The sequence below is a fragment of the Pseudomonas sp. Rh2 genome, from assembly GCF_040762985.1.
Lineage (GTDB): Bacteria > Pseudomonadota > Gammaproteobacteria > Pseudomonadales > Pseudomonadaceae > Aquipseudomonas > Aquipseudomonas taiwanensis.
This window is the reverse complement of record NZ_CP142890.1, coordinates 437,738-457,642: the sequence shown is the minus strand read 5'-3', so window position 1 is coordinate 457,642 and position 19,905 is coordinate 437,738. Positions and strand designations below refer to the sequence as shown.

Here is a 19,905-nt window from a genome sequence, read left to right as displayed (position 1 = left end):
TTAACCGTTCTGGCGGATACCGGCGACCAGCCACGGCTGGTTCTCGCCTTGAGCGCGAACCATGTGCCAGCTCTCGCTGAAGGCCTCACCTTGATCGAAGCGCGAATTCTTCGACACGCCACGGAAGGTCAGGGTAGCGTCGGTGCGGTCTGGGCGATCGTCTACACCGTCCAGTTGCACATCGAGGTTGTCGATGTAGGTGGACTGGAAGCCATCACCCAGTTCGGCACGTTCACGCTTGAGGAACTCGAGCATTTGCGGGGTCACGAACTCAGCGATCTTGTCCATCTCGTTGGCATCCCAGTGCTGCTGCAGCGCCTGGAAGTGGTTGCGAGCGGCGGCCAGGAAGTTCTGCTCGTTGAACCAGGCTGGTGCGTTGATCACCGGAGCGGCTGCGGCGGCTGGCGCGGCCGAACCACCGAAGATCGACGGCTGGGCAGGCTGGGCGTGAGCTTCACGCTGGAACGGCGCATGGCCAGGCGCGGCCATTTGCGGCTGCTGCTGGCGGCGGCGCGCAGCAATGAAGCGGAACACCAGGAACGCGATCAGGGCGACGATCAGGAAGTCCATGATCTGCAGGCCCTCGAAGCCGTCACCCATGAACATGGACGCCAGCAGGCCACCGGCGGCGAGGCCGGCGAGTGGGCCCAGCCAGCGCGAAGCACCGCTGGCGGCGGCCGGAGCACGGCCAGGAGCGGTCGGCGCGGCAGCAGGCGTGGTTGGCGTGGCCTGGCGGGTCTGGTGGATAGGCGCGGAGCCCGAACTCTTGCCGCCGCCGAAACGCTTGGCGTTGGCGTCCAGGCTCAGCGTCAGGCCGACGCAGAGCGCCAGAGCGATGCTAAGAAAACGTTGCATAAATGGGATTTCCCCTGTTGTGGATTGCACGCGCGTCATGTTGCACAGGTTCCTGGGCACATGACCAGCGTCATAATGTTTCGAGCTTTTGCCTGATGTTGCCAAGACCTTGTGGCGGGCAAGCCGGCTCCTGCCCGTATGGCACCGATCCCGAAATCCCGCAGGAGTCTACTTGCCAGCGATGGCGGCGCAGGAGCCTCAGATAGCCTCGAGCTTGGCGTACCCCAGCATGAGCCACTTGCTGCCTTCGGCGAAGTTGACCTGCACCCGTGCCTGGGCGCCGGAACCTTCGAAGTTGAGAATCACCCCTTCGCCGAACACCGCATGCTGCACGCGCTGGCCAAGGTTGAAGGCGGTCTGCGGAATACTGGCGTTGGCGAACAGGCTACTGGCCGAGCTGGTCTTCGCCCCACCGAATGGTCGGCTGACGCTATTGGACAAACGCACTTCCTGAACCAGGCCGGCCGGGATTTCCCGTACGAAACGCGACACTTTGTTGTAGGTCTCGCTGCCGTACAGGCGTCGGGTCTCGGCGTAAGTCATGATCAGCTGACGCATGGCGCGGGTAATGCCCACATACGCCAAGCGGCGTTCTTCCTCCAAGCGGCCAGGCTCTTCCAGGCTCATCTTGTGCGGGAACAGGCCTTCTTCCATGCCCACCAGGAACACATATGGGAACTCCAGGCCCTTGGCGCTGTGCAGGGTCATCAGCTGAATGCTGTCCTCGTGCTCGTCGGCCTGCGCCTCGCCCGCTTCCAGCGACGCATGACCCAGGAAGGCCGAGAGCGGCGTCAGATCGGCATCTTCTTCGCCCGCTTCGAAGTTGCGTGCTGCGCTGACCAGTTCCTCAAGGTTTTCTACCCGTGCCTGGCCCTTTTCACCTTTTTCTTCCTGGTGATAGATGATCAAGCCGGACTGTTCGATGACCGTCTGGGTCATCAGGTGCAAGGGCATGTCAGCCGTTTTGCCTGTCAGGCTTTCGATCAACTCGATGAAGGCCCCCAGGGCGCTGGCGGCGCGCCCCTTGAGAGCCTTGGCGGCCAGCAACTGGCACATCGCCTCCCACATCGACAGTTGGCTGTGGCGGGCATGTTCACGGATGGCCTCGACGGTTTTCTCGCCGATGCCCCGTGGCGGTACGTTGATGACCCGCTCGAGAGCGGCATCGTTGCCACGGCCTTCGAGCAGGCGCAGGTAGGCCATGGCGTTCTTGATTTCGGCACGCTCGAAGAAGCGCTGGCCGCCGTAGATGCGATACGGGATGCGTTCGCGAAGCAGCGCCTCTTCCAATACCCGCGACTGGGCGTTGGAGCGATAGAGAATGGCGATGTCGCTGCGCGAGTTGCCTTGCTTGATGAGGCTCTCGATGGTCTCGACCACGTAGCGCGCTTCGTCATGCTCGTTGTAGGCGGCGTATAGGGTCAGCGGTTCGCCTTCGCCCAGGTCCGTCCACAGCTCCTTGCCCAGGCGCCCGCTGTTGTTGGCGATCAGCGCGTTGGCGGCCTTGAGGATGCCGCCGGTGGAGCGATAGTTCTGCTCCAGGCGAATCAGTTCGGCGTCGGGGAAATCGGCGGTGTATTGGTGGATGTTCTCGATCTTGGCGCCACGCCAGCCGTAGATCGACTGGTCGTCGTCACCCACGGCCATCAGGCTCACGCCGCCGCCGGCCAGCAGGCGCAGCCAGGCGTACTGCACGGCGTTGGTATCCTGGAACTCGTCCACCAGTACATGGCGGAAGCGCCGTTGGTAGTGCTCCAGCAGGCCGGGGTGGTCGCGCCACAGGTCGAGGGCGCGCAGCAGCAGTTCGGAAAAGTCGATGACCCCGGCTCGCTCGCAAGCCTGTTCGTAGGCTTCGTAGATGCTGCGCATGGTGCCCAGGAACAGGTCGCCGCTGGCCTGGATGTGCTGCGGGCGAAGCCCTTCGTCCTTCTGCCCGTTGATGAACCATTGTGCCTGGCGTGCTGGCCAGCGCTGTTCGTCCAGCCCCAGGTCGCGGATCACCCGCTTGATCAGGCGCTGCTGGTCGTCGCTGTCGAGAATCTGGAAGTTCTGCACCAGCCGCGCCTCCTGCCAGTGCGCGCGCAGCAGGCGGTGAGCCAGGCCGTGGAAGGTACCGACCCACATGCCAGCCGGGTTGATGCCCAGCAATTGCTCGATTCGATGGCGCATTTCTGCTGCGGCCTTGTTGGTGAAGGTCACCGACAGGATCGAATGCGGTGAAGCCTGCTCGACCTGGATCAGCCAGGCGATACGGTGCACCAGCACACGGGTCTTGCCGGAGCCGGCGCCAGCAAGCACCAGTTGACGCCCCAGCGAGGCTGCTACGGCCTGGCGTTGGGCATCGTTGAGGGAGTTCAGCAGGAGGGAGAGGTCATCATTGTGCATCCGGCCATTCTAGGGCCGTGCAGGGGACAGGGGCAAACGCCGATGGGGCAAAACTTGCCGCTCGTCCGTTGCCGTTCATCCGGGCTTGTGCCAGGGCAGCGTAATTGAGCGGTTCGGTGCGGGTTTGTCGGGGTTTTGGCAAATCATGATCCAGAGCAGTTTGGTCTGGCGCGGCGCTTGTGTATTCTCCCAGCACGTTTGCGGTCATCCATAACAATAACAGCACAAGAACCCGACATTATGACCCAGGATTGCGTGGCGATCGGAGCATCGCCGGATACGACACGGAGTGTTCGCAGGCAATTCGCTACCCAGCTTTCGATCGAGCGCACCCGTCTGCTCTACCAGGGCTCTTTGTTGCCCACCTTGTTCATGCTGCTCAACGGCCTGCTCTGCGCCTGGTTGCTGTGGAGCCCTGAGCGCTACCTGCTGGTCAGTGTCTGGATTGTCTGGCTGCTGGCGCTGGTGGCCTTGCGAGTCATTCAGGTAACCGCTTTCGAAGCGGCCGACACCCAGCGCCAGGCCCGGCCTATATGGTGGCGGATGTTCCTGCTTGGCTCGGGTTTCAGCGGCCTGACCCTGGCCTGTGCGGCCATCGCTCTGGTACCTGCGGAGAGTTTCGTCCAGCAGGCGTGGGGGTTTGGCCTGTTGGGCGCGGCTACGCTGTCGGCCAGTGTCGCCTACGCGGTGAGTTTGCCAGCCTTCCTCAGCTTTGCCCTGCCATGCCTATTGCCACCGATTGCGTTTCTGTTCTTTTACGATGCCGGCGAACAACGGGGCTGGGGATGTTTTGGCCTGATTCTGCTGGCGGCATTGCTGGTCGTGGCCTGGCAGGTTAATCGCCTGATCGAGCGCGGGCTGTTGCGGCGCTTCCAGAACCAGCTGTTGACCGAGGACCTGCAGCGCGTCCAGGCCCAGAAAGCCCTGGAGGACCACCAACGGCTCGCGGCCTCGGTGTTCGAGGCTTCCAGTGAAGGTATCGTCATCCTGAGCGCTGACTTCACGCTGCTGACCGTCAATCGGGCTTTCTGTCAGATGACCGGTTACTCGCGCAGCGAGCTGCTGGCGCGCAATGTCCTGGATCTGCCCTGCAGCAGCGATGCTCGGCGGCACAGCGGCCAGATCGAGCAGTCGCTGCGTCAGCAGGGGTACTGGCAGGGCGAGTTGGTGGAAGCTCGCAAGAGTGGAGAACTGTACCCGCAATGGCTGCAGTTCACGGGCGTTCGTGATGCTTCGGGGAATTTGAGCAATATCGTTGGCTTTTTCTCCGATCTTTCCGCGAGACGGGCGTCCGAAGAGCGCATTCGTTACCTGGCCCAGCACGACGAGCTCAGCGGCCTGGCCAACCGTGCGTTGTTCCGCATGCGCCTCGATGAGGCCGGGCGGCGTGTGCGTCTGAGTGGCCGCAGCCTGGCGTTGCTGCACATCGACCTGGACCGCTTCAAGCTGCTGAACGAAAGCCTCGGCCATGAGCATGCCGATCAACTGTTGAAGAAGATCTCTCAGCGAATCGCCAATGCCGTACCCGAGGCCGACACCGTGGCGCGCTTGTCTGGCGATGAGTTTGCCGTGCTGTTCGACGGTTATAGCAACCTGTCGAGCCTGGTGCGGGTGACCACCCGGCTGCTGGACAAGCTGCGCGTGCCGTTGCGTCTGGGCGAGCATGAAGTGGTGATCAGCGCATCGGTTGGCATCAGCCTGGCGGCTGACGGCAGTTTCGAACCCAACCAGTTGATCAGCCAGGCTGACATGGCCAAGCAGCACGCCAAGCACCTGGGTGGCGACAATTTCCAGTTCTACACCGAGAGCCTGCGCGCCAGCACCTTGGAGCGTCTGCAACTGGAGAACCAGCTGCGCAAGGCCATTGATGAAGGCCAACTGCTGGTCTACTACCAACCCAAGCTCTGCTTGCGCACCGGGCGTTTGCATGCGGCTGAAGCTCTGGTGCGCTGGCTTCATCCTCAATGGGGCATGGTACCGCCCGGTGATTTCATCGGCCTGGCCGAGGAAACCGGGCTGATTGCGCCAATGGGCGAGTTCGTTTTGCGGCGTGCCTGCTGGCAGGCTTGTCAGTGGCAGCGTCAGGGGCTGGATGTGCGTGTCTCGGTGAACCTGTCGGTTTACCAGGTGCGCCAAGGCAAGATCGTCAGCCTGGTGCGGCAGGTGCTCGAAGAAACGGGCCTGCAGCCGCATCTGCTGGAGCTCGAACTGACCGAGAGCCAGTTGTTGGAGAATGTCGAGCACATCATTTCGACCTTCAGGCAGCTGCACGAACTCGGTGTGAAACTGGCCATCGACGATTTCGGAACCGGTTACTCCTCGCTCAGCTACTTGAAGCGCTTACCGGTGGATTTCGTGAAGATCGACCAGGCCTTCATCCGAGGCTTGCACGAAGGCAGCCAGGATGCGGCCATCACCCGGGCAATCATCGCCATGGCGCGTAGCCTGAACCTGAGAGTGGTCGCGGAAGGGGTAGAGACGCAGGAGCAGATGGCGTTCCTGCGTGAGCAAGGGTGTGACGAGGCACAGGGTTATCTGATCAGCCGACCGATCTGCGAAATGGACTTCGAACGCTTGATCGCCACCCGCCAGGCCTGATGCGCACCTGGCGTCGCGCGGTAACTTGAGTTCAGCTGTGCCACGCCCGTCCCTGATGGGCCAGCAGGCTATTGGCCTGCTCGGGGCCGTTGGTGCCCGCCGGGTAGTGGCGTGGCGCTTGGAAATGCTCCTCCCAGCCCTTGATGATCGGGTCGATCCAGGCCCAGGCCGCTTCGACCTCGTCGCGCCGCATGAACAAGGTCGAATCGCCTTCGAGCACGTCCAGCAGCAAGCGCTCGTAAGCTTCCCAGCGCCGGGTCTGGCCAAACACCTGGGCAAGGTTCAGATCCAGGTCGACCGGTTCCAGGCGCATGCCCTTGCCGGGGGTCTTGGTCATCATGCGCAGGCTGATGCGTTCGTCCGGTTGCAGCTGTATCAGGAGCTGGTTGGCCTGGCCGCCGTTGAACAGCTCATGGGGTACTGGTTTGAATTGGATGACGATTTGCGAGGAGCGCCTTGCCATTCGCTTGCCGGTGCGCAAGTAAAACGGTACGCCCGCCCAGCGCCAGTTTTCGATATGAGCCTGAACGGCGACGAAAGTCTCCGTATCGCTGTCGTTGTCGACATCTTTTTCGAAGTAGTACGCCGGCACTTCCTGGCCACCAATGCGTCCAGCGCCGTACTGACCGCGCACGGTCTTGTCCTGCACGTCTTGGCCGGTAATCGGTTTGAGGGCTCGAAGGATCTTCACTTTCTCATCACGCACCGCCTCGGCTTCGAATTGGGCAGGCGGTTCCATGGCCACCAGGCACAACAGCTGCAGCAGGTGGTTCTGCAGCATGTCTCGGGTCGCGCCAGCACGGTCGTAATAGGCACCACGATTCTCGACGCCCAGTGTTTCACAGACACTGATTTGCACATGGTCGACCTGGCCATTGCGCCATACCGGCTCCAGCAGGGCGTTGGCGAAACGCAGGGCCATCAGGTTTTGCACGGTCTCCTTGCCCAGGTAGTGATCGATCCGGAACACGTGGGACTCGTCGAACACCGCGCCAATGGCTTCGTTGATGGCGGTGGCCGATTCCAGCGAATGGCCAATGGGCTTTTCCAGCACGATGCGGGCTTCGCTGTCAGCCAGGCCGGCGATGCGCAGGTGGTTGACGATCGGCACGAACAGGTTGGGCGCGGTGGCCAGGTAGTAGATGCGGGTAAGCCCACCGGGTTCGCCAAGGTAGCGGGCCAGGCGCCCGAAGTCCGCGCTTTGCGAAGCATCCATGGCGAAGTAGTCCAGGCGTGCGGAAAAACGCCGCCACACTTCTTCGTCGAAATCGTTGCGGGCGATCTGTGCCCGGCAATGGCGTTCGGCGAGCTTCACATAGTCGTTGTGTGGCAGGTTGCGCCGGGCCAGCGCAATGATGCGCACGGCATTATTCAGGCGAGCCTCGCGATACAGGTGGTAGAGCGCCGGCAGCAGCTTGTGCAGGGCCAGATCGCCAGTGCCACCGAAAACCAAAATGTCGCAAGGAATAGTCAAAACCACCACTCTCCACGTTCGTTTAACTGGGCGGGTTGGCGTGCATGTAGTATAACTACAAGAAAGCTACATCCCGGCCAGCCGATCATAACCGAGTCCAGCCTGTGAATCTGTTGCAACATATCGCTCAATCGCGCCACCTGCTGCGCAAATCGGAACTGAAAGTGGCTGACCATGTGCTGCTTGATCCGGCTGCAGTCATGCACAGCTCGATGGCCGACCTGGCTCACAGCGTGGGTATCAGCGAACCTACCATCGTGCGCTTCTGCCGTGCGATTGGCTGCTCGGGTTTCCAAGACCTCAAGTTGAAGTTGGCGCAGAGCCTGGCGGCCGGTGCCAGTTTCGGCCAGTTCGCGATCCACGAGGATGACTCGGTCGCCGACTACAGCCTGAAAATTTTCGACACCACGCTGCACACCCTCATGGAAGTGCGCGAACACCTCGACCCTCAGGCGTTGCAGCAGGCGGTGAGCGCCATGGCGCAGGCGCAGCGCGTGGAGTTCTATGGGTTCGGTGCCTCGGGTGCGGTGGCCGCCGATGCCCAGCACAAGTTCTTCCGTCTGTTGCTCAGCGCCGCGGCGTACTCCGACCCGCACATGCAGGCGATGTCTGCCGTCACCTTGAAACCTGGTGATGTTGCGGTCTGCATCTCGCAATCCGGGCGCTCAAAGGACTTGCTGATCACCGCCAACCTGGTGCGTGAGAGCGGTGCCAACCTGATTACCCTGTGCCCAAGCCAGACGCCATTGGCGGAGCTGTCCACGGTGAACCTGGCGATCGATGTGCACGAGGACACGGAAATCTATACGCCGCTGACCTCGCGTATCGCCCACCTGGTCGTGATCGACGTGCTGGCCATGGGCGTAGCCATGGCGCGCGGGCCAAGCCTGGTCAACCACCTGAAGAGCGTGAAGCGCAGTCTGCGCAGCCTGCGGTTGTCGCCGAAGTCGATCAAGGCGATGGACGACTGACCGGGCAGGCACTGCAGGCGTCGGCTTGCCGGCGATGCTCCGGTACCCAAACGACCAAATTTCACCATTTTGTCACCGTTTCACAGCCAAACCGTAAACCGCCAACGTCACGCTGAAGCTCCCGCATCTTAATCTGGGAGACAGGCAATGGCTCGTGACTACGACGGTACGTACCAACCCAGCGCCAAGGCTCGCAAGCAGCAGGAAAAAGATCAGCGTCGCATGGAATATCGACGCGCGATCGAAAGCTACTGCGACCAACGTCAATTGCTCCGCGACCTGGCGGACTACCCTGAGCTACAAGCGCTCACGGTGTGGCGGGCATCGTCGGCAGCTTCCCCGAAAAACGCTCAACAAGCGCACTGATCAAAGCACGTTCGCTGCGGATGAACGCCAGAAACGCCAAGGCCACCGGCGACTGTCGCTTGGCCTTGGACTGCACCACGCACCAGCTGCGATACAGGGGCAGCTCTTCGACCGGCAGCTCTTTGAGCACCCCAGTGGCGAGCTCCAGGTTCAGCGCATGGCGGGTCAGCAGGGCAATGCCAAGCCCGGCGATCACACATTCGCGCTGGGCATCGGCCGAGGCCACCTCCAAGGTCTGGGTGAAGTGCACGCGCTTGTCCTTGAAGTACTCCTCGCAAGCCTTGCGCGTGCCGGAACCCTGTTCCCGCACGAGCAGGGTATGAGGCTCAAGATCTTGCAGGCGCAAGTGTTCGAGCTTGCACAACGGGTGGTCCGGAGGCGCTACGGCAACGATCGGGTTGTTGAGGAATGGCAGAAACTCCAAGCCCATGTCCTGGGGCACCATCGACATGATGATCAGGTCATCGCGGTTGTCCGAAAGGCGCCGGATGGCCTGGGCGCGGTTGACCACCGTCAGGGTCAGGTTGACCTCCGGGTGACGCTGCTTGAAGGCGGCGAACAGGTGTGGCACGAAGTATTTGGCACTGGACTCGATCGCCAGCTTCAGCTGCCCCTGCAATGAGCCCTGCATGTCCGACAGTTGCATGTCGAGGCTTTCCAGGCGACCGAAGATATCCCGGCTGGCGCGCTGCAAAGCTTCAGCCGCCTCGGTCAGGTAGAGCTTCTTGCCGACATACTCGAACAGCGGTTGGCCGATCAGCTCTTCGAGCTGCCGAATCTGTAGACTAACGGCGGGTTGCGTCAACGCCATTTCTTCCGCAGCCCGGCTGTACGAGCGCAAATCGCACACCTCGTTGAAGATCTGCAGCTGACGCAATGTCATACGCATCAAGGACTTACGCATTTTTATCCGGGCTCCTGCAAAACCTTGTAACTGCACTATAAGCTTTTGCTAATACAGCCTCTAACAAATATTGATTTTTGTTTATCGACCTTCGGCGCTAGGGTGAATACGCGACTGGCCATCAACGTCTGGTCACGCGCCGACCGGTAGAACCGGCTCGTCTGTTCCTACGGCTTTGGGAAGACTCCAGTGATAAAAAAAATCCTGATCGCCAACCGAGGTGAAATCGCAGTTCGGATCGTGCGTGCTTGCGCCGAGATGGGCATTCGCTCGGTGGCGATCTATTCCGACGCCGACCGTCATGCCTTGCACGTCAAGCGTGCCGATGAGGCCTACAGCATTGGTGCCGAGCCGCTGGCCGGTTACCTGAACCCGCGCAAGCTGGTGAACCTGGCTGTGGAAACCGGCTGCGATGCGTTGCACCCCGGTTACGGTTTCCTGTCGGAAAACGCTGAACTGGCAGAGATCTGCGCTGAGCGCGGCATCAAGTTCATTGGGCCGGCTGCCGACGTCATTCGCCGTATGGGCGACAAGACCGAAGCGCGCCGTACCATGATCGCCGCTGGCGTTCCGGTGACCCCTGGCACCGAAGGCAACGTTGCCGATATCCACGAAGCCCTGAGCGAAGGCGACCGCATCGGTTACCCGGTGATGCTCAAGGCCACCTCCGGCGGTGGCGGCCGCGGCATTCGCCGTTGCAACAGCCGTGAAGAACTGGAACAGAACTTCCCCCGGGTCATTTCCGAGGCCACCAAGGCATTTGGTTCGGCTGAAGTGTTCCTGGAGAAGTGCATCGTCAACCCCAAGCACATCGAAGCGCAAATCCTCGGTGACAGCTTCGGCAATGTGGTGCACCTGTTCGAGCGCGACTGCTCGATCCAGCGCCGTAACCAGAAGCTCATCGAAATTGCCCCAAGCCCACAGCTGACCCCCGAGCAGCGCGCCTACATCGGCGACCTGGCGGTGCGTGCGGCCAAGGCAGTGAATTACGAGAACGCCGGTACCGTGGAGTTCCTGCTCGCCGATGGCGAGGTGTACTTCATGGAGATGAACACCCGGGTGCAGGTGGAACACACCATCACCGAGGAAATCACCGGCATCGACATCGTCCGTGAACAGATCCGCATTGCCTCTGGCCTGCCACTGTCGGTCAAGCAGGAAGACATCCAGCACCGCGGCTACGCGTTGCAGTTCCGTATCAACGCTGAAGATCCGAAGAACAACTTCCTCCCAAGCTTCGGCAAGATCACCCGTTACTACGCTCCCGGCGGCCCGGGCGTGCGCACCGATACGGCGATCTATACCGGCTACACCATTCCGCCGTTCTACGACTCGATGTGTCTGAAGCTGGTGGTCTGGGCGCTTACCTGGGAAGAGGCCATGGACCGCGGCCTGCGGGCTCTGGACGACATGCGCGTGCAAGGGGTGAAAACCACCGCCGCGTACTACCAGGAAATTCTGCGCAACCCAGAATTCCGTAGCGGCCAGTTCAACACCAGCTTCGTCGAAAGCCATCCTGAACTGACCAACTACTCGATCAAGCGCAAACCCGAAGAGCTGGCCCTGGCCATCGCTGCCGCCATCGCCGCCCACGCAGGCCTGTGAGGAATTCCATAATGTCCAAGAAAATTCACGTAACCGACACGATCCTGCGCGACGCCCACCAGTCCCTGCTGGCTACCCGCATGCGCACCGAAGACATGCTGCCGATCTGCGACAAGCTCGACAAAGTCGGCTACTGGTCGCTGGAAGTCTGGGGCGGTGCCACCTTCGATGCCTGCGTGCGCTTCCTCAAGGAAGACCCGTGGGAACGCCTGCGCAAGCTGCGCGCTGCGCTGCCCAACACCCGCCTGCAAATGCTGCTGCGCGGCCAGAACCTACTGGGCTATCGTCACTACAGCGATGATGTGGTCAAGGCTTTCGTGGCCAAGGCTGCTGTCAACGGCATCGACGTGTTCCGTATCTTCGACGCCATGAACGACGTGCGTAACCTGCGTGTGGCCATCGAGGCGGTCAAGGCTGCGGGCAAGCATGCCCAGGGCACCATTGCCTACACCACCAGCCCGGTACACACCATCGATGCGTTCGTCGCCCAGGCCAAGCAGATGGAAGCCATGGGTTGCGACTCGGTGGCGATCAAGGACATGGCCGGCCTGCTGACTCCCTACGCCACCGGCGAACTGGTCAAGGCGCTGAAAGCTGAGCAGTCGCTGCCGGTGTTCATCCACTCCCATGACACTGCCGGCCTGGCAGCCATGTGCCAGCTCAAGGCGGTGGAAAACGGTGCCGACCACATCGACACCGCCATCTCCAGCTTCGCCTGGGGCACCAGCCACCCGGGTACCGAGTCGATGGTCGCCGCGCTCAAGGGCAGCGAGTTCGACACCGGCCTGGACCTGGAACTGCTGCAGGAAATCGGCCTGTACTTCTATGCCGTGCGCAAGAAGTACCATCAGTTCGAAAGTGAATTCACCGCCGTGGACACCCGCGTGCAGGTGAACCAGGTACCCGGTGGCATGATTTCCAACCTGGCCAACCAGCTCAAGGAGCAGGGCGCTCTGAACCGCATGAACGAGGTGCTGGCCGAGATCCCGCGTGTTCGCGAAGACCTTGGCTTCCCGCCGCTGGTCACCCCGACTTCGCAGATCGTCGGCACCCAGGCGTTCTTCAACGTGCTGGCTGGCGAGCGCTACAAGACCATCACCAACGAAGTGAAGCTGTACCTGCAAGGCGGTTACGGCAAAGCGCCAGGCGTGGTGAACGAGCAACTGCGTCGCCAGGCCATCGGTAGCGAAGAAGTGATCGACGTGCGTCCGGCCGACCTGCTGAAGCCGGAAATGGCCAAGCTGCGCGCCGATATCGGCGCCCTGGCGCGCTGCGAGGAAGACGTGCTGACCTACGCCATGTTCCCGGACATCGGCCGCAAGTTCCTCGAAGAGCGTGAAGCCGGCACCTTGGTCCCCGAAGCCCTGCTGCCGATTCCGGAAGCCGGCGCAGCGGCGGCGCCAGGCGGAGAAGGCGTGCCGACCGAGTTCGTCATCGACGTGCATGGCGAAACCTACCGCGTCGACATCACCGGTGTGGGGGTCAAGGCCGAAGGCAAGCGTCACTTCTACCTGTCGATCGACGGCATGCCGGAGGAAGTGGTGTTCGAGCCGCTCAACGAGTTCGTCAGCGGTGGCGGCAGCAAGCGCAAGCAGGCCAGCGCGCCGGGCCACATCAGCACGACCATGCCAGGCAACATCGTCGATGTACTGGTCACGGAAGGCGTTGTGGTCAAGGCCGGCCAAGCGGTGCTGATCACCGAGGCCATGAAGATGGAGACCGAAGTGCAGGCGGCGATCGCCGGCAAGGTCGTGGCTATCCATGTGGCCAAGGGCGACCGTGTGACGCCGGGTGAGATCCTGATCGAGATCGAGGGCTGAGATACGCCCTCATCTACAAGCGGTTAACCTCTGGGGAGCGGGTGCTCCCCTTTTTTTGCCTGGACGCCGGCAAGTCGGTCCAGTACCACCATCAGCCGTTGCGGCACGCCTCGAGTGTCTTGATCTGGCCCTCGGGACGCTGGTTGTCAGCACTCAACCACTGCTCGAACCCCGCGGCCACTCGCGGCCACTCATCATCGGTAATCGAATACCAGGCCGTGTCGCGGTTACGATCCTTGACCACCAGGTGCTTGCGGAACACGCCCTCGAACTGGAAGCCGAATCGCTCTGCAGCCCGCTTGGAGCGAGCGTTGGCGTTATTGCACTTCCATTCCAGGCGGCGGTTGCCCAGCTCGAAGCTCAGCTTGCCTAGCAGGTACACCGCCTCGGTGCTCTTTGGCGTGCGCTGCATGGCGGCGCCGAAGGCGATATGACCGATCTCGATGCGGCCATGATCGGGCACGATCGACATCAGGCTCAGGATGCCCTGCGCCTGTCCGCTGCGGCGGTCGATGACGGCATAGTAGAGCGGGTCACGCCCCGCAGCGTTGCTGTCTAGCCAGCGGTCGAAGGTGGCGCGCTCGGTGAAGGGTCCGTAAGGCAGGTAGTCCCATAGCCGCGGGTCCGAGGCTGGGCCTTGCAGCACCTCCCAGAGGTCGTCGCCATGGCGCGCTGGGTCGAGCTTTTCCAGGCGGATGAAACGGCCTTCGATGGGTTCTGCCGTAGGCGTAGATGCAGGTTTCCAGTTCAATGCGTCAGTCATGCTCAGCCTACAGCCCTTTGCGGAATTGGATGAAGCCAGGGCGCTCGGCAACCTGCTCGTACAGGCTGATGGCGGTGGCGTTGGTCTCGTGAGTCAGCCAGTGCACCTTGATGCAGCCAGCGGCCTTGGCCGTGGCATAAACGTGTTCGATCAGCTGGCGGCCGATGCCCAGGCCCCGTTGCTTGCTGTCCACGTACAAGTCCTGCAGGTAGCAGGAATTCTCGATGCTCCAGTTGGAACGATGATAGATCCAGTTGACCATCCCGACCGCCTCGCCATCGACCCAGGCCAGCGCCGAATGGGTAGGCTCGTTCGGGTCGAGCAGGCGCTGCCAGGTGCTGACGCTGACCTCCTCTGCCAGTTCGGTTTCATAAAAGCGCAGGTAGGCTTGCCACAGGGCGAGCCAGGCGGCGTGGTCTTCGGCGCGGACGGGGCGCAGGGTGACGCAGGTCATGGGGCTTTTCCTTCAGAGTTGGCGCATGTGCGCCGCGAGTTGATTGTCCAGGTGGTCGGCGCTGGCGCTGAGGCCTTCGCGCACGCCAGCGATGTCCTGCTCCGAGCGGTTCTGGCTGAGCTTGCGTGCTCCCTGCAGGCGGGCAATGGGCATGCGGATGCCGACAATGGCGCGGAGCATGCCGTCCACGTAGTCGGTGGGAGCGTCCGTCACGCTCCATGGCAGGTTACGGCCTTGCTCGTGGCGGTCGGTCAGGCGGCTGACGATGTCCAGCAAAGGGGTGGCATCGTGGATGACGTCGACCGAGCCATAGGCATGAACCGCCAGGTAGTTCCACGTTGGCACGACCTTGGGGTTGTCGGCTTTGCTGGGGTAGTAGCTGGGGCTGACATAAGCGTCCGCTCCTGGGAATACCAGCATTGCCTCGCTGCCGTGCTGCAGGTCCTGCCATTGGCGATTGGCTCGGGCAAGGTGAGCATAGACGGTGCCGAACTCGCCTTCGCTTGGCTCGACAAGCACGGGTAGGTGGCTGGCCAGCAGGCCGTGCTCGCCATGGCTGACCAGCACGGCAAGGCGTGTATCGAGCATGTGCTGGTGCAGGCGCTGGAGATCATGTTCCTGATGAGGCTTGCTGTTGTACATGGCGAGGTTCCTTGTCGAATCACTCCATCCTAGGCAGGCTATTGGCACCGAGTAAGAGCCATTAACGGCTGATTTCATAGGTCCAATTCCATGAGCGAGCGTCCTCTCGTATTGCCATTCGACCCTGCCGGCATCGTCCTCGACCGCCGCCGAGGCCTCAGCCAACAGCTGTATCAGGCACTGCGGGCACGGGTGCTCGATGGCCGGCTCAGCAGTGGTACACGTTTGCCAGCAACCCGCGACCTGGCCGCCATACTGGCGTTGTCCCGCAACAGCGTGATCCGCGCTTATGACCAGTTGTATGCCGAGGGCTACATCGAAAGCCGGGTTGGCGATGGCACCTATGTCAGTCGGCTGCCAAAACTATCCACACAACTATCCACAGGGTTATCCCGGGGTTTATCAACAGAGTTATCCACATTTTCATCGAAAAACACTGAGGATATATCCAGCCGAGAGCGTTCCAGCGAGCCGCTTGAGCGTCTGAAAAATAACCATTTACCACCACCAAAAAGTGGCGCGCCACGGGCATTTCGGGTGGGCATTCCCGCGTTCGACCTTTTCCCGTTCGAGGTCTGGGCCAAGCTGCAAGCGGGTTTCTGGAGAAATCCGGATCCCGCGCGACTCGGCTATGGGGACCCCGCAGGCGAGCGAGCTTTGCGAGAGCTGGTAGCGGCCTATATGCGTCGTTCCCGAGGACTTTCGTGCACGGCTGAGCAAATTGTGATCACCCATGGCGCGCAGCAGGCCATCAGCCTTTGTGCACAGTTGCTGCTGCAGCCCGGCGACAAGGTGGCTGTGGAAAACCCAGGCTACCGGGCAGCAGGTCACGCCTTCGCCATTGCAGGGGCCAGGGTGATTGGGGTAGCGGTGGACGAGCAGGGCATGGACTGCCAACGACTGGCGCAGGTGACGGACTGCCGGTTGGCCTATGTGACGCCCGCTCATCAGTACCCCACGGGGGTAACCATGAGCCTGGCGAGACGCCTGGCGTTGCTGGACTGGGCCGAACGCAACGAGGGCTGGATCGTCGAAGACGACTATGACGGCGAGTATCGCTACAGCGGCGCGCCATTGGCACCCTTGGCCGCCCTCGATCAGCAGGGGCGCGTGTTGTACGTGGGTACCTTCGGCAAGATTGCCTTCCCGGCCTTGCGCCTGGGGTATCTGGTATTGCCTGCGCGCCTGGCGGAGGCCTTCAGCCAGGGCCGCGCGCTGGCGGTGCGGCATTCGGAAGTGGGCTCGCAGTGCGTAATGGCCGAGTTCATGGCCCAGGGGCACTTTCAGCGGCATATCCGGCGCATGCGCCGGGCAGCGTTGAGCCGCCGCAACGTGCTCAAGGCGGGATGGCCGGTGGATGTTCCCGGGCTAGGCGAAATGCCGGAAGTCGAGGCTGGGCTTCATGTGAAGGTAGATGTGGATAACCATGCCCGGGAGCAGGAACTGGTAGCCAAGGCTGAGGCGGTGGGGGTCGAGGTCAATCCGCTGAGCAGTTATTGGCTTGAGGACAGCGAGGTGCCTGTGGATAAACGCGCTGGGTTGGTTCTTGGGTTTGCGGCGGTGCCAGAAGGGGAGATCGCCGAGGCGTTGATGCGCTTGCGCAAGGCATGGAAGCAACGGTGACGCTGATGGCCACTTCGCGGGCGTATCCGCTCCCACAGGCACGGGTGTTCAAGGATATCGCCCCCGAGGGTTGGATTTGGGTCCACTTCCTTGGGGGCATACCCTTACGGGGAGCGGCTTTGCCCGCGAAGTGAGCGACTCAGGTGCCTGACTTGATCCGTGTCCAAGCCCGCGTGCGTGCCCGCTCCGCATCCCGTGGCAACGGCTTGAGGGTATACAGCTTGGTCATCGCCTCCGCTGTCGGGTACAGGTTGGGGTTGTTGCGAATAGCCGGGCTCACTTTTTCGGTGGCATCCTTGTTCGGGTTTGGATACCCGACGAAGTCGCTAATCGGCGCAATCACCTCTGGGCGCAGCAGGTAATTGATGAACGTGTGGGCATCTTCCGGGTTAGCCGCATTCTTCGGAATCGCCAGCATGTCGAACCAGATCGGCGCGCCTTCCTTGGGCAGGCGCATATCGACCACCACACCATTCTTGGCATCGCGGGCGCGGTTGGCGGCCTGGGAGAAGCTGCCCGAATAGCCCACTGCGACGCAGATATCGCCGTTGGCGATGTCCGCCATGTACTTCGAGGAATGGAAGTAGGTGATGTGCGGGCGGATCTTGAGCAGCAAGGCTTCGGCTTTCTTGTAGTCGTCAGGTTTGCCGCTGTTGGGGTCCAGGCCGAGGTACTGCAGAGCCAGCGGTAGAATCTCTGATGGCGAGTCGAGCAGTGCGACACCGCACTGCTTGAGCTTGGCGATGTTCTCTTCCTTGAAGATCAGGTCCCAGCTGTCCACAGGTGCTTTGTCGCCCAGCGCCGCCTTGACCTTGTCCGGGTTGAAACCGATGAGCACGGTGCCGTACATGTAGGGCACGGCGAACTTGTTGCCAGGGTCGTTGGCTTCGATCAGCTTCATCAGCGCAGGGTCCAAGTGTTGCCAATTCGGCAGCTTGGCGCGATCCAGCGGCTGGAACACGCCCGCCTCGATCTGCTTGGCCAGGAACACGTTGGACGGTACTACGACGTCATAACCGGAGTTACCGGTAAGCAACTTGGCCTCGAGCGCTTCGTTGGTGTCGAAGATGTCGTAGATCAGTTTGACGCCACTGTCCTTCTGGAAGTCGGTCAAGGTCTGTGGCGTGATGTAGTCGAACCAGTTGTATACGCGCAGGGTACGCTGTTCGGCCTGGGCATTGAGGGCGCCGGTGAACAGCGTGGCGGCGATGAGCGGGGCGAGCAGACGCTTGAGTCGGACCATTACCGGGCTCCTGGTTGTGCTTGCTGGAAGCCTTCCAGCACATTCACTGCGTTGATACCGATTTCTTCCACAGCGTAGCCACCTTCCATCACGAACAAGGTCGGCTTGCCCAGGGCGGCGATGCGCTTGCCCATTTCCAGGTAGTCCGGGCTGTCCAGTTTGAACTGGGAGATTGGATCGTCCTTGAAAGTGTCCACGCCAAGGGAGATCACCAGCACGTCCGCGTCATAGCTGGCGATGCGTAGGCAGGCGTCTTCCAATGCGGCGCTCCAGGCTGCCCAGTCGCTGCCAGCCGGCAGTGGATAGTTGATGTTGCACCCTTCACCCGCACCCTCGCCGGTTTCGTCGGCGTAGCCGAGGAAGAACGGGAATTCCGCTTGTGGGTCGCCGTGGATCGAGGCGAAGAACACATCGTTGCGGCTGTAGAAGATGTCCTGGGTGCCGTTGCCGTGGTGGTAGTCGACATCCAGGATCGCCACCTTCCCATAGCCTTGATCGAGGAAGGCCTGGGCGGCGATGGCGGCATTGTTCAGGTAGCAATATCCGCCCATGACTTCGGCGGCAGCGTGGTGCCCCGGTGGACGGCACAGGGCGAAGGCGGAATGTGCGCCTTCGACGATGGCGGCCTGGGCGGTCAGGGCTACCTGGGCGGCGCTGTAGGCCGCCTGCCAGGTCCCGGCTGTGATCGGGGCGCCAGCGTCGAAGCTGTAGTAGCCCAGTTCGCCATGCAGGCCAGTGGGCTTGACCTGGCGCAATGTGCGGGCGGGCCAGGTGAAGGGCAGCAAGTCGCCCTCGTGACCCAATGCGGCCCAACGTGCCCACGCACCTTCGAAGAAGTTCAGGTACTCGGCGCTGTGGATGCGCTGCAATGGCGCACGACCAAAGTCGCTCGGCCCTTTTACCTCGCCGAGGTTGCGCTTTTTCACGCGTTCGAGCACATGATCGGCGCGCGATGGCATTTCGAAGCAAGGCATCAGCTTGCCGTCGATCAGCTCGCAGCGGCCGTGGTGCAGGCGATGATCATCGGAATAGATCGTCAGCATTGTTGTTCTCCGGTTTTACTGGCGTAGGCCCATTGTCATGGGCAGGCCTGGGGTGGAGAACGACGCAAACGGCCAAAAGGGGATAGATGTGGCCAAGCTCGTTGGCCGTTCAACGACCCATGGGCCGACTTGCCGGCGATAAGACCCGTCAGCCTCGATAATGACTTGGCGCCACACCACTCCAGCGCTGGAACGCATGGCGAAAGCTCGCTGTTTCGCTAAATCCCAGGGTTTCGGCGATCCGGTAGATCGGCATCTGCGCATCGGCCAGCAGCTGCTTGGCCCGCTCGAAGCGCAGCTCATCCAGCAGTTGTTGATAACTGCAGCCCAGCGCTTGCAGGTGCCGGCGCAGGGTGCGCGATGAACAGTTCATCTGCCGCGCCAGGCCGTCCAACCCAGGTGCGGCATCCAGCTGTTGCAGCAGTAATTGGCGAATGCGCCCGAGCCAGGCCTGGCGACCGGTGAACTCCAGGTTCAGGCGCCGGCAACGCTCGCTCATGGCTTTGTGCGTGATGGGGTCGGCCAGTGGCAGTGGCGTGTCTAGCCAGCGGCGCTCGAAGGCGAAGGCATTGTCCTCGGCATCGAAACCCAGCGGACACTGGAATGCACCGGTATAGAGCGCATGGTAGACGGGCCGACGGTGTTCGAAGCGGGCACCAAGCAGCGGCAGTGTGCGTCCCAGCAGGTCATCGCAGATGACTTTCAGCGACACCAGGCAGAACTCGGCATTGAAGGCCGCCAGCGCTGGGCTGTCGCGGTAGTCGCTGGCACTGAACCAGACGCGCTGGCCATCATCCACCAGGCGCAGCTGGAAGACTGTTCCCAGCAGTGCCGGGTAGCGCAACGCCAGGCGCAGGGCGTCACCCAAAGTGGCACTGGAGAGCAAGGCGTAACCGAGCATGCCATAGCACGACACATGCATCCGCCGGCCCAATTCCAGGCCGATATCCTCGCGCCGAGCCACAGCATTGGCGCAGACCTGCAGCTCCTGCTGGGTGGTGATGCGCGCATCGGGATGCCCCAGGTCTGCCGGGCCTATGCCACTGCCGGCCAGCAGCGACGCAGCCTCGCAACCTTCTTCCTGGAAGAGGTTGAGAATCAGCGAAACCGCGTTGAGGGTGGTGAGGTGGCTGTGCAGCATGCTCGGAATCCCGTTGGG

At 61.8% G+C, this 19,905-nt stretch carries 16 protein-coding genes; 6 read left to right on the top strand and 10 right to left on the bottom strand.

What is annotated here, in order from left to right; translation table 11 throughout:
* Positions 1–855, bottom strand: coding sequence for a TIM44-like domain-containing protein (locus tag VXM67_RS02090; protein WP_023383085.1), 855 nt, complete (start codon positions 853–855; stop codon positions 1–3).
* Positions 856–1,053: 198 nt separating this feature from the next.
* A complete protein-coding gene (uvrD, locus tag VXM67_RS02085) occupies positions 1,054–3,240 on the bottom strand; it encodes a DNA helicase II (protein WP_023383084.1) in 2,187 nt (728 codons plus the stop codon).
* 240 nt (positions 3,241–3,480) lie between these two features.
* On the opposite strand from uvrD, the gene VXM67_RS02080 reads away from it, so the two are divergent.
* Positions 3,481–5,838: an EAL domain-containing protein gene (locus VXM67_RS02080; protein WP_023383083.1), complete on the top strand. Its 2,358-nt coding sequence runs from the start codon at positions 3,481–3,483 to the stop codon at positions 5,836–5,838.
* A 31-nt stretch (positions 5,839–5,869) separates the two neighbouring features.
* Here the strand turns inward: VXM67_RS02080 and zwf are convergent, their stop codons facing one another.
* Complete coding sequence (gene zwf / locus VXM67_RS02075; protein ID WP_023383082.1) at positions 5,870–7,312, bottom strand: glucose-6-phosphate dehydrogenase; 1,443 nt, start codon at positions 7,310–7,312, stop codon at positions 5,870–5,872.
* Between the two features lie 104 nt (positions 7,313–7,416).
* Between zwf and hexR the strand changes: the two genes are divergently transcribed.
* Together hexR and VXM67_RS02065 are read left to right on the top strand one after the other, a co-directional pair.
* Positions 7,417–8,283 carry a transcriptional regulator HexR gene (gene hexR, locus VXM67_RS02070; protein ID WP_023383081.1) on the top strand — a complete coding sequence of 289 codons (867 nt, stop codon included), beginning with the start codon at positions 7,417–7,419 and terminating at the stop codon, positions 8,281–8,283.
* Between the two features lie 147 nt (positions 8,284–8,430).
* Positions 8,431–8,649 (top strand): PA3496 family putative envelope integrity protein, encoded by a 219-nt coding sequence (locus VXM67_RS02065; RefSeq protein WP_081669616.1) that lies wholly within the window; start codon positions 8,431–8,433, stop codon positions 8,647–8,649.
* Here the strand turns inward: VXM67_RS02065 and VXM67_RS02060 are convergent.
* Positions 8,591–9,553 carry a LysR family transcriptional regulator gene (locus VXM67_RS02060; protein WP_023383080.1) on the bottom strand — a complete coding sequence of 321 codons (963 nt, stop codon included), beginning with the start codon at positions 9,551–9,553 and terminating at the stop codon, positions 8,591–8,593. The genes VXM67_RS02065 and VXM67_RS02060 overlap by 59 nt on opposite strands.
* Before the next feature lie 189 nt (positions 9,554–9,742).
* Between VXM67_RS02060 and VXM67_RS02055 the strand changes: the two genes are divergently transcribed.
* Complete coding sequence (locus tag VXM67_RS02055; RefSeq protein WP_023383079.1) at positions 9,743–11,158, top strand: acetyl-CoA carboxylase biotin carboxylase subunit; 1,416 nt, start codon at positions 9,743–9,745, stop codon at positions 11,156–11,158.
* 11 nt (positions 11,159–11,169) lie between these two features.
* Positions 11,170–12,978, top strand: coding sequence for a sodium-extruding oxaloacetate decarboxylase subunit alpha (oadA, locus tag VXM67_RS02050; protein ID WP_023383078.1), 1,809 nt, complete (start codon positions 11,170–11,172; stop codon positions 12,976–12,978).
* A gap of 91 nt (positions 12,979–13,069) precedes the next feature.
* Here the strand turns inward: oadA and VXM67_RS02045 are convergent, their stop codons facing one another.
* Genes VXM67_RS02045 through VXM67_RS02035 form a run of 3 tightly spaced genes read right to left on the bottom strand, consistent with a single transcriptional unit; the run spans position 13,070 to position 14,837 of the window.
* The gene (locus VXM67_RS02045; protein WP_023383077.1) at positions 13,070–13,741 is read right to left on the bottom strand and encodes a GNAT family protein; all 672 of its coding nucleotides are present in this window, start codon (positions 13,739–13,741) and stop codon (positions 13,070–13,072) included.
* A 7-nt stretch (positions 13,742–13,748) separates the two neighbouring features.
* Positions 13,749–14,195, bottom strand: a complete 447-nt coding sequence (locus VXM67_RS02040; protein WP_023383076.1) for a GNAT family N-acetyltransferase — start codon at positions 14,193–14,195, stop codon at positions 13,749–13,751.
* Positions 14,196–14,207: 12 nt separating this feature from the next.
* Positions 14,208–14,837, bottom strand: a complete 630-nt coding sequence (locus VXM67_RS02035) for an FMN-binding negative transcriptional regulator (RefSeq protein WP_023383075.1) — start codon at positions 14,835–14,837, stop codon at positions 14,208–14,210.
* Between the two features lie 90 nt (positions 14,838–14,927).
* Between VXM67_RS02035 and VXM67_RS02030 the strand changes: the two genes are divergently transcribed.
* On the top strand, positions 14,928–16,460 hold the full coding sequence (locus VXM67_RS02030) for a PLP-dependent aminotransferase family protein (RefSeq protein WP_027906657.1): 1,533 nt from the start codon (positions 14,928–14,930) through the stop codon (positions 16,458–16,460).
* 139 nt (positions 16,461–16,599) lie between these two features.
* Here VXM67_RS02030 and VXM67_RS02025 read toward each other — a convergent pair whose 3' ends face one another.
* From VXM67_RS02025 to VXM67_RS02015, 3 genes are all read right to left on the bottom strand, one after another.
* Positions 16,600–17,703, bottom strand: a complete 1,104-nt coding sequence (locus VXM67_RS02025) for a polyamine ABC transporter substrate-binding protein (RefSeq protein WP_023383073.1) — start codon at positions 17,701–17,703, stop codon at positions 16,600–16,602.
* Positions 17,703–18,746 (bottom strand): histone deacetylase family protein, encoded by a 1,044-nt coding sequence (locus VXM67_RS02020; RefSeq protein ID WP_023383072.1) that lies wholly within the window; start codon positions 18,744–18,746, stop codon positions 17,703–17,705. The genes VXM67_RS02025 and VXM67_RS02020 overlap by 1 nt, the downstream gene beginning before the upstream one ends.
* Before the next feature lie 148 nt (positions 18,747–18,894).
* The gene (locus tag VXM67_RS02015; RefSeq protein WP_023383071.1) at positions 18,895–19,887 is read right to left on the bottom strand and encodes an AraC family transcriptional regulator; all 993 of its coding nucleotides are present in this window, start codon (positions 19,885–19,887) and stop codon (positions 18,895–18,897) included.
* Positions 19,888–19,905 lie beyond the last annotated feature (18 nt).

Coding starts and splice junctions, on each gene's coding strand:
- VXM67_RS02090 (WP_023383085.1), bottom strand. CDS start 855: ATGCAACGTTTTCTTAGCATCGCTCTGGCGCTCTGCGTCGGCCTGACG.
- uvrD (WP_023383084.1), bottom strand. CDS start 3,240: ATGCACAATGATGACCTCTCCCTCCTGCTGAACTCCCTCAACGATGCC.
- VXM67_RS02080 (WP_023383083.1), top strand. CDS start 3,481: ATGACCCAGGATTGCGTGGCGATCGGAGCATCGCCGGATACGACACGG.
- VXM67_RS02065 (WP_081669616.1), top strand. CDS start 8,431: ATGGCTCGTGACTACGACGGTACGTACCAACCCAGCGCCAAGGCTCGC.
- VXM67_RS02060 (WP_023383080.1), bottom strand. CDS start 9,553: ATGCGTAAGTCCTTGATGCGTATGACATTGCGTCAGCTGCAGATCTTC.
- oadA (WP_023383078.1), top strand. CDS start 11,170: ATGTCCAAGAAAATTCACGTAACCGACACGATCCTGCGCGACGCCCAC.
- VXM67_RS02045 (WP_023383077.1), bottom strand. CDS start 13,741: ATGACTGACGCATTGAACTGGAAACCTGCATCTACGCCTACGGCAGAA.
- VXM67_RS02040 (WP_023383076.1), bottom strand. CDS start 14,195: ATGACCTGCGTCACCCTGCGCCCCGTCCGCGCCGAAGACCACGCCGCC.
- VXM67_RS02035 (WP_023383075.1), bottom strand. CDS start 14,837: ATGTACAACAGCAAGCCTCATCAGGAACATGATCTCCAGCGCCTGCAC.
- VXM67_RS02030 (WP_027906657.1), top strand. CDS start 14,928: ATGAGCGAGCGTCCTCTCGTATTGCCATTCGACCCTGCCGGCATCGTC.
- VXM67_RS02025 (WP_023383073.1), bottom strand. CDS start 17,703: ATGGTCCGACTCAAGCGTCTGCTCGCCCCGCTCATCGCCGCCACGCTG.
- VXM67_RS02020 (WP_023383072.1), bottom strand. CDS start 18,746: ATGCTGACGATCTATTCCGATGATCATCGCCTGCACCACGGCCGCTGC.
- VXM67_RS02015 (WP_023383071.1), bottom strand. CDS start 19,887: ATGCTGCACAGCCACCTCACCACCCTCAACGCGGTTTCGCTGATTCTC.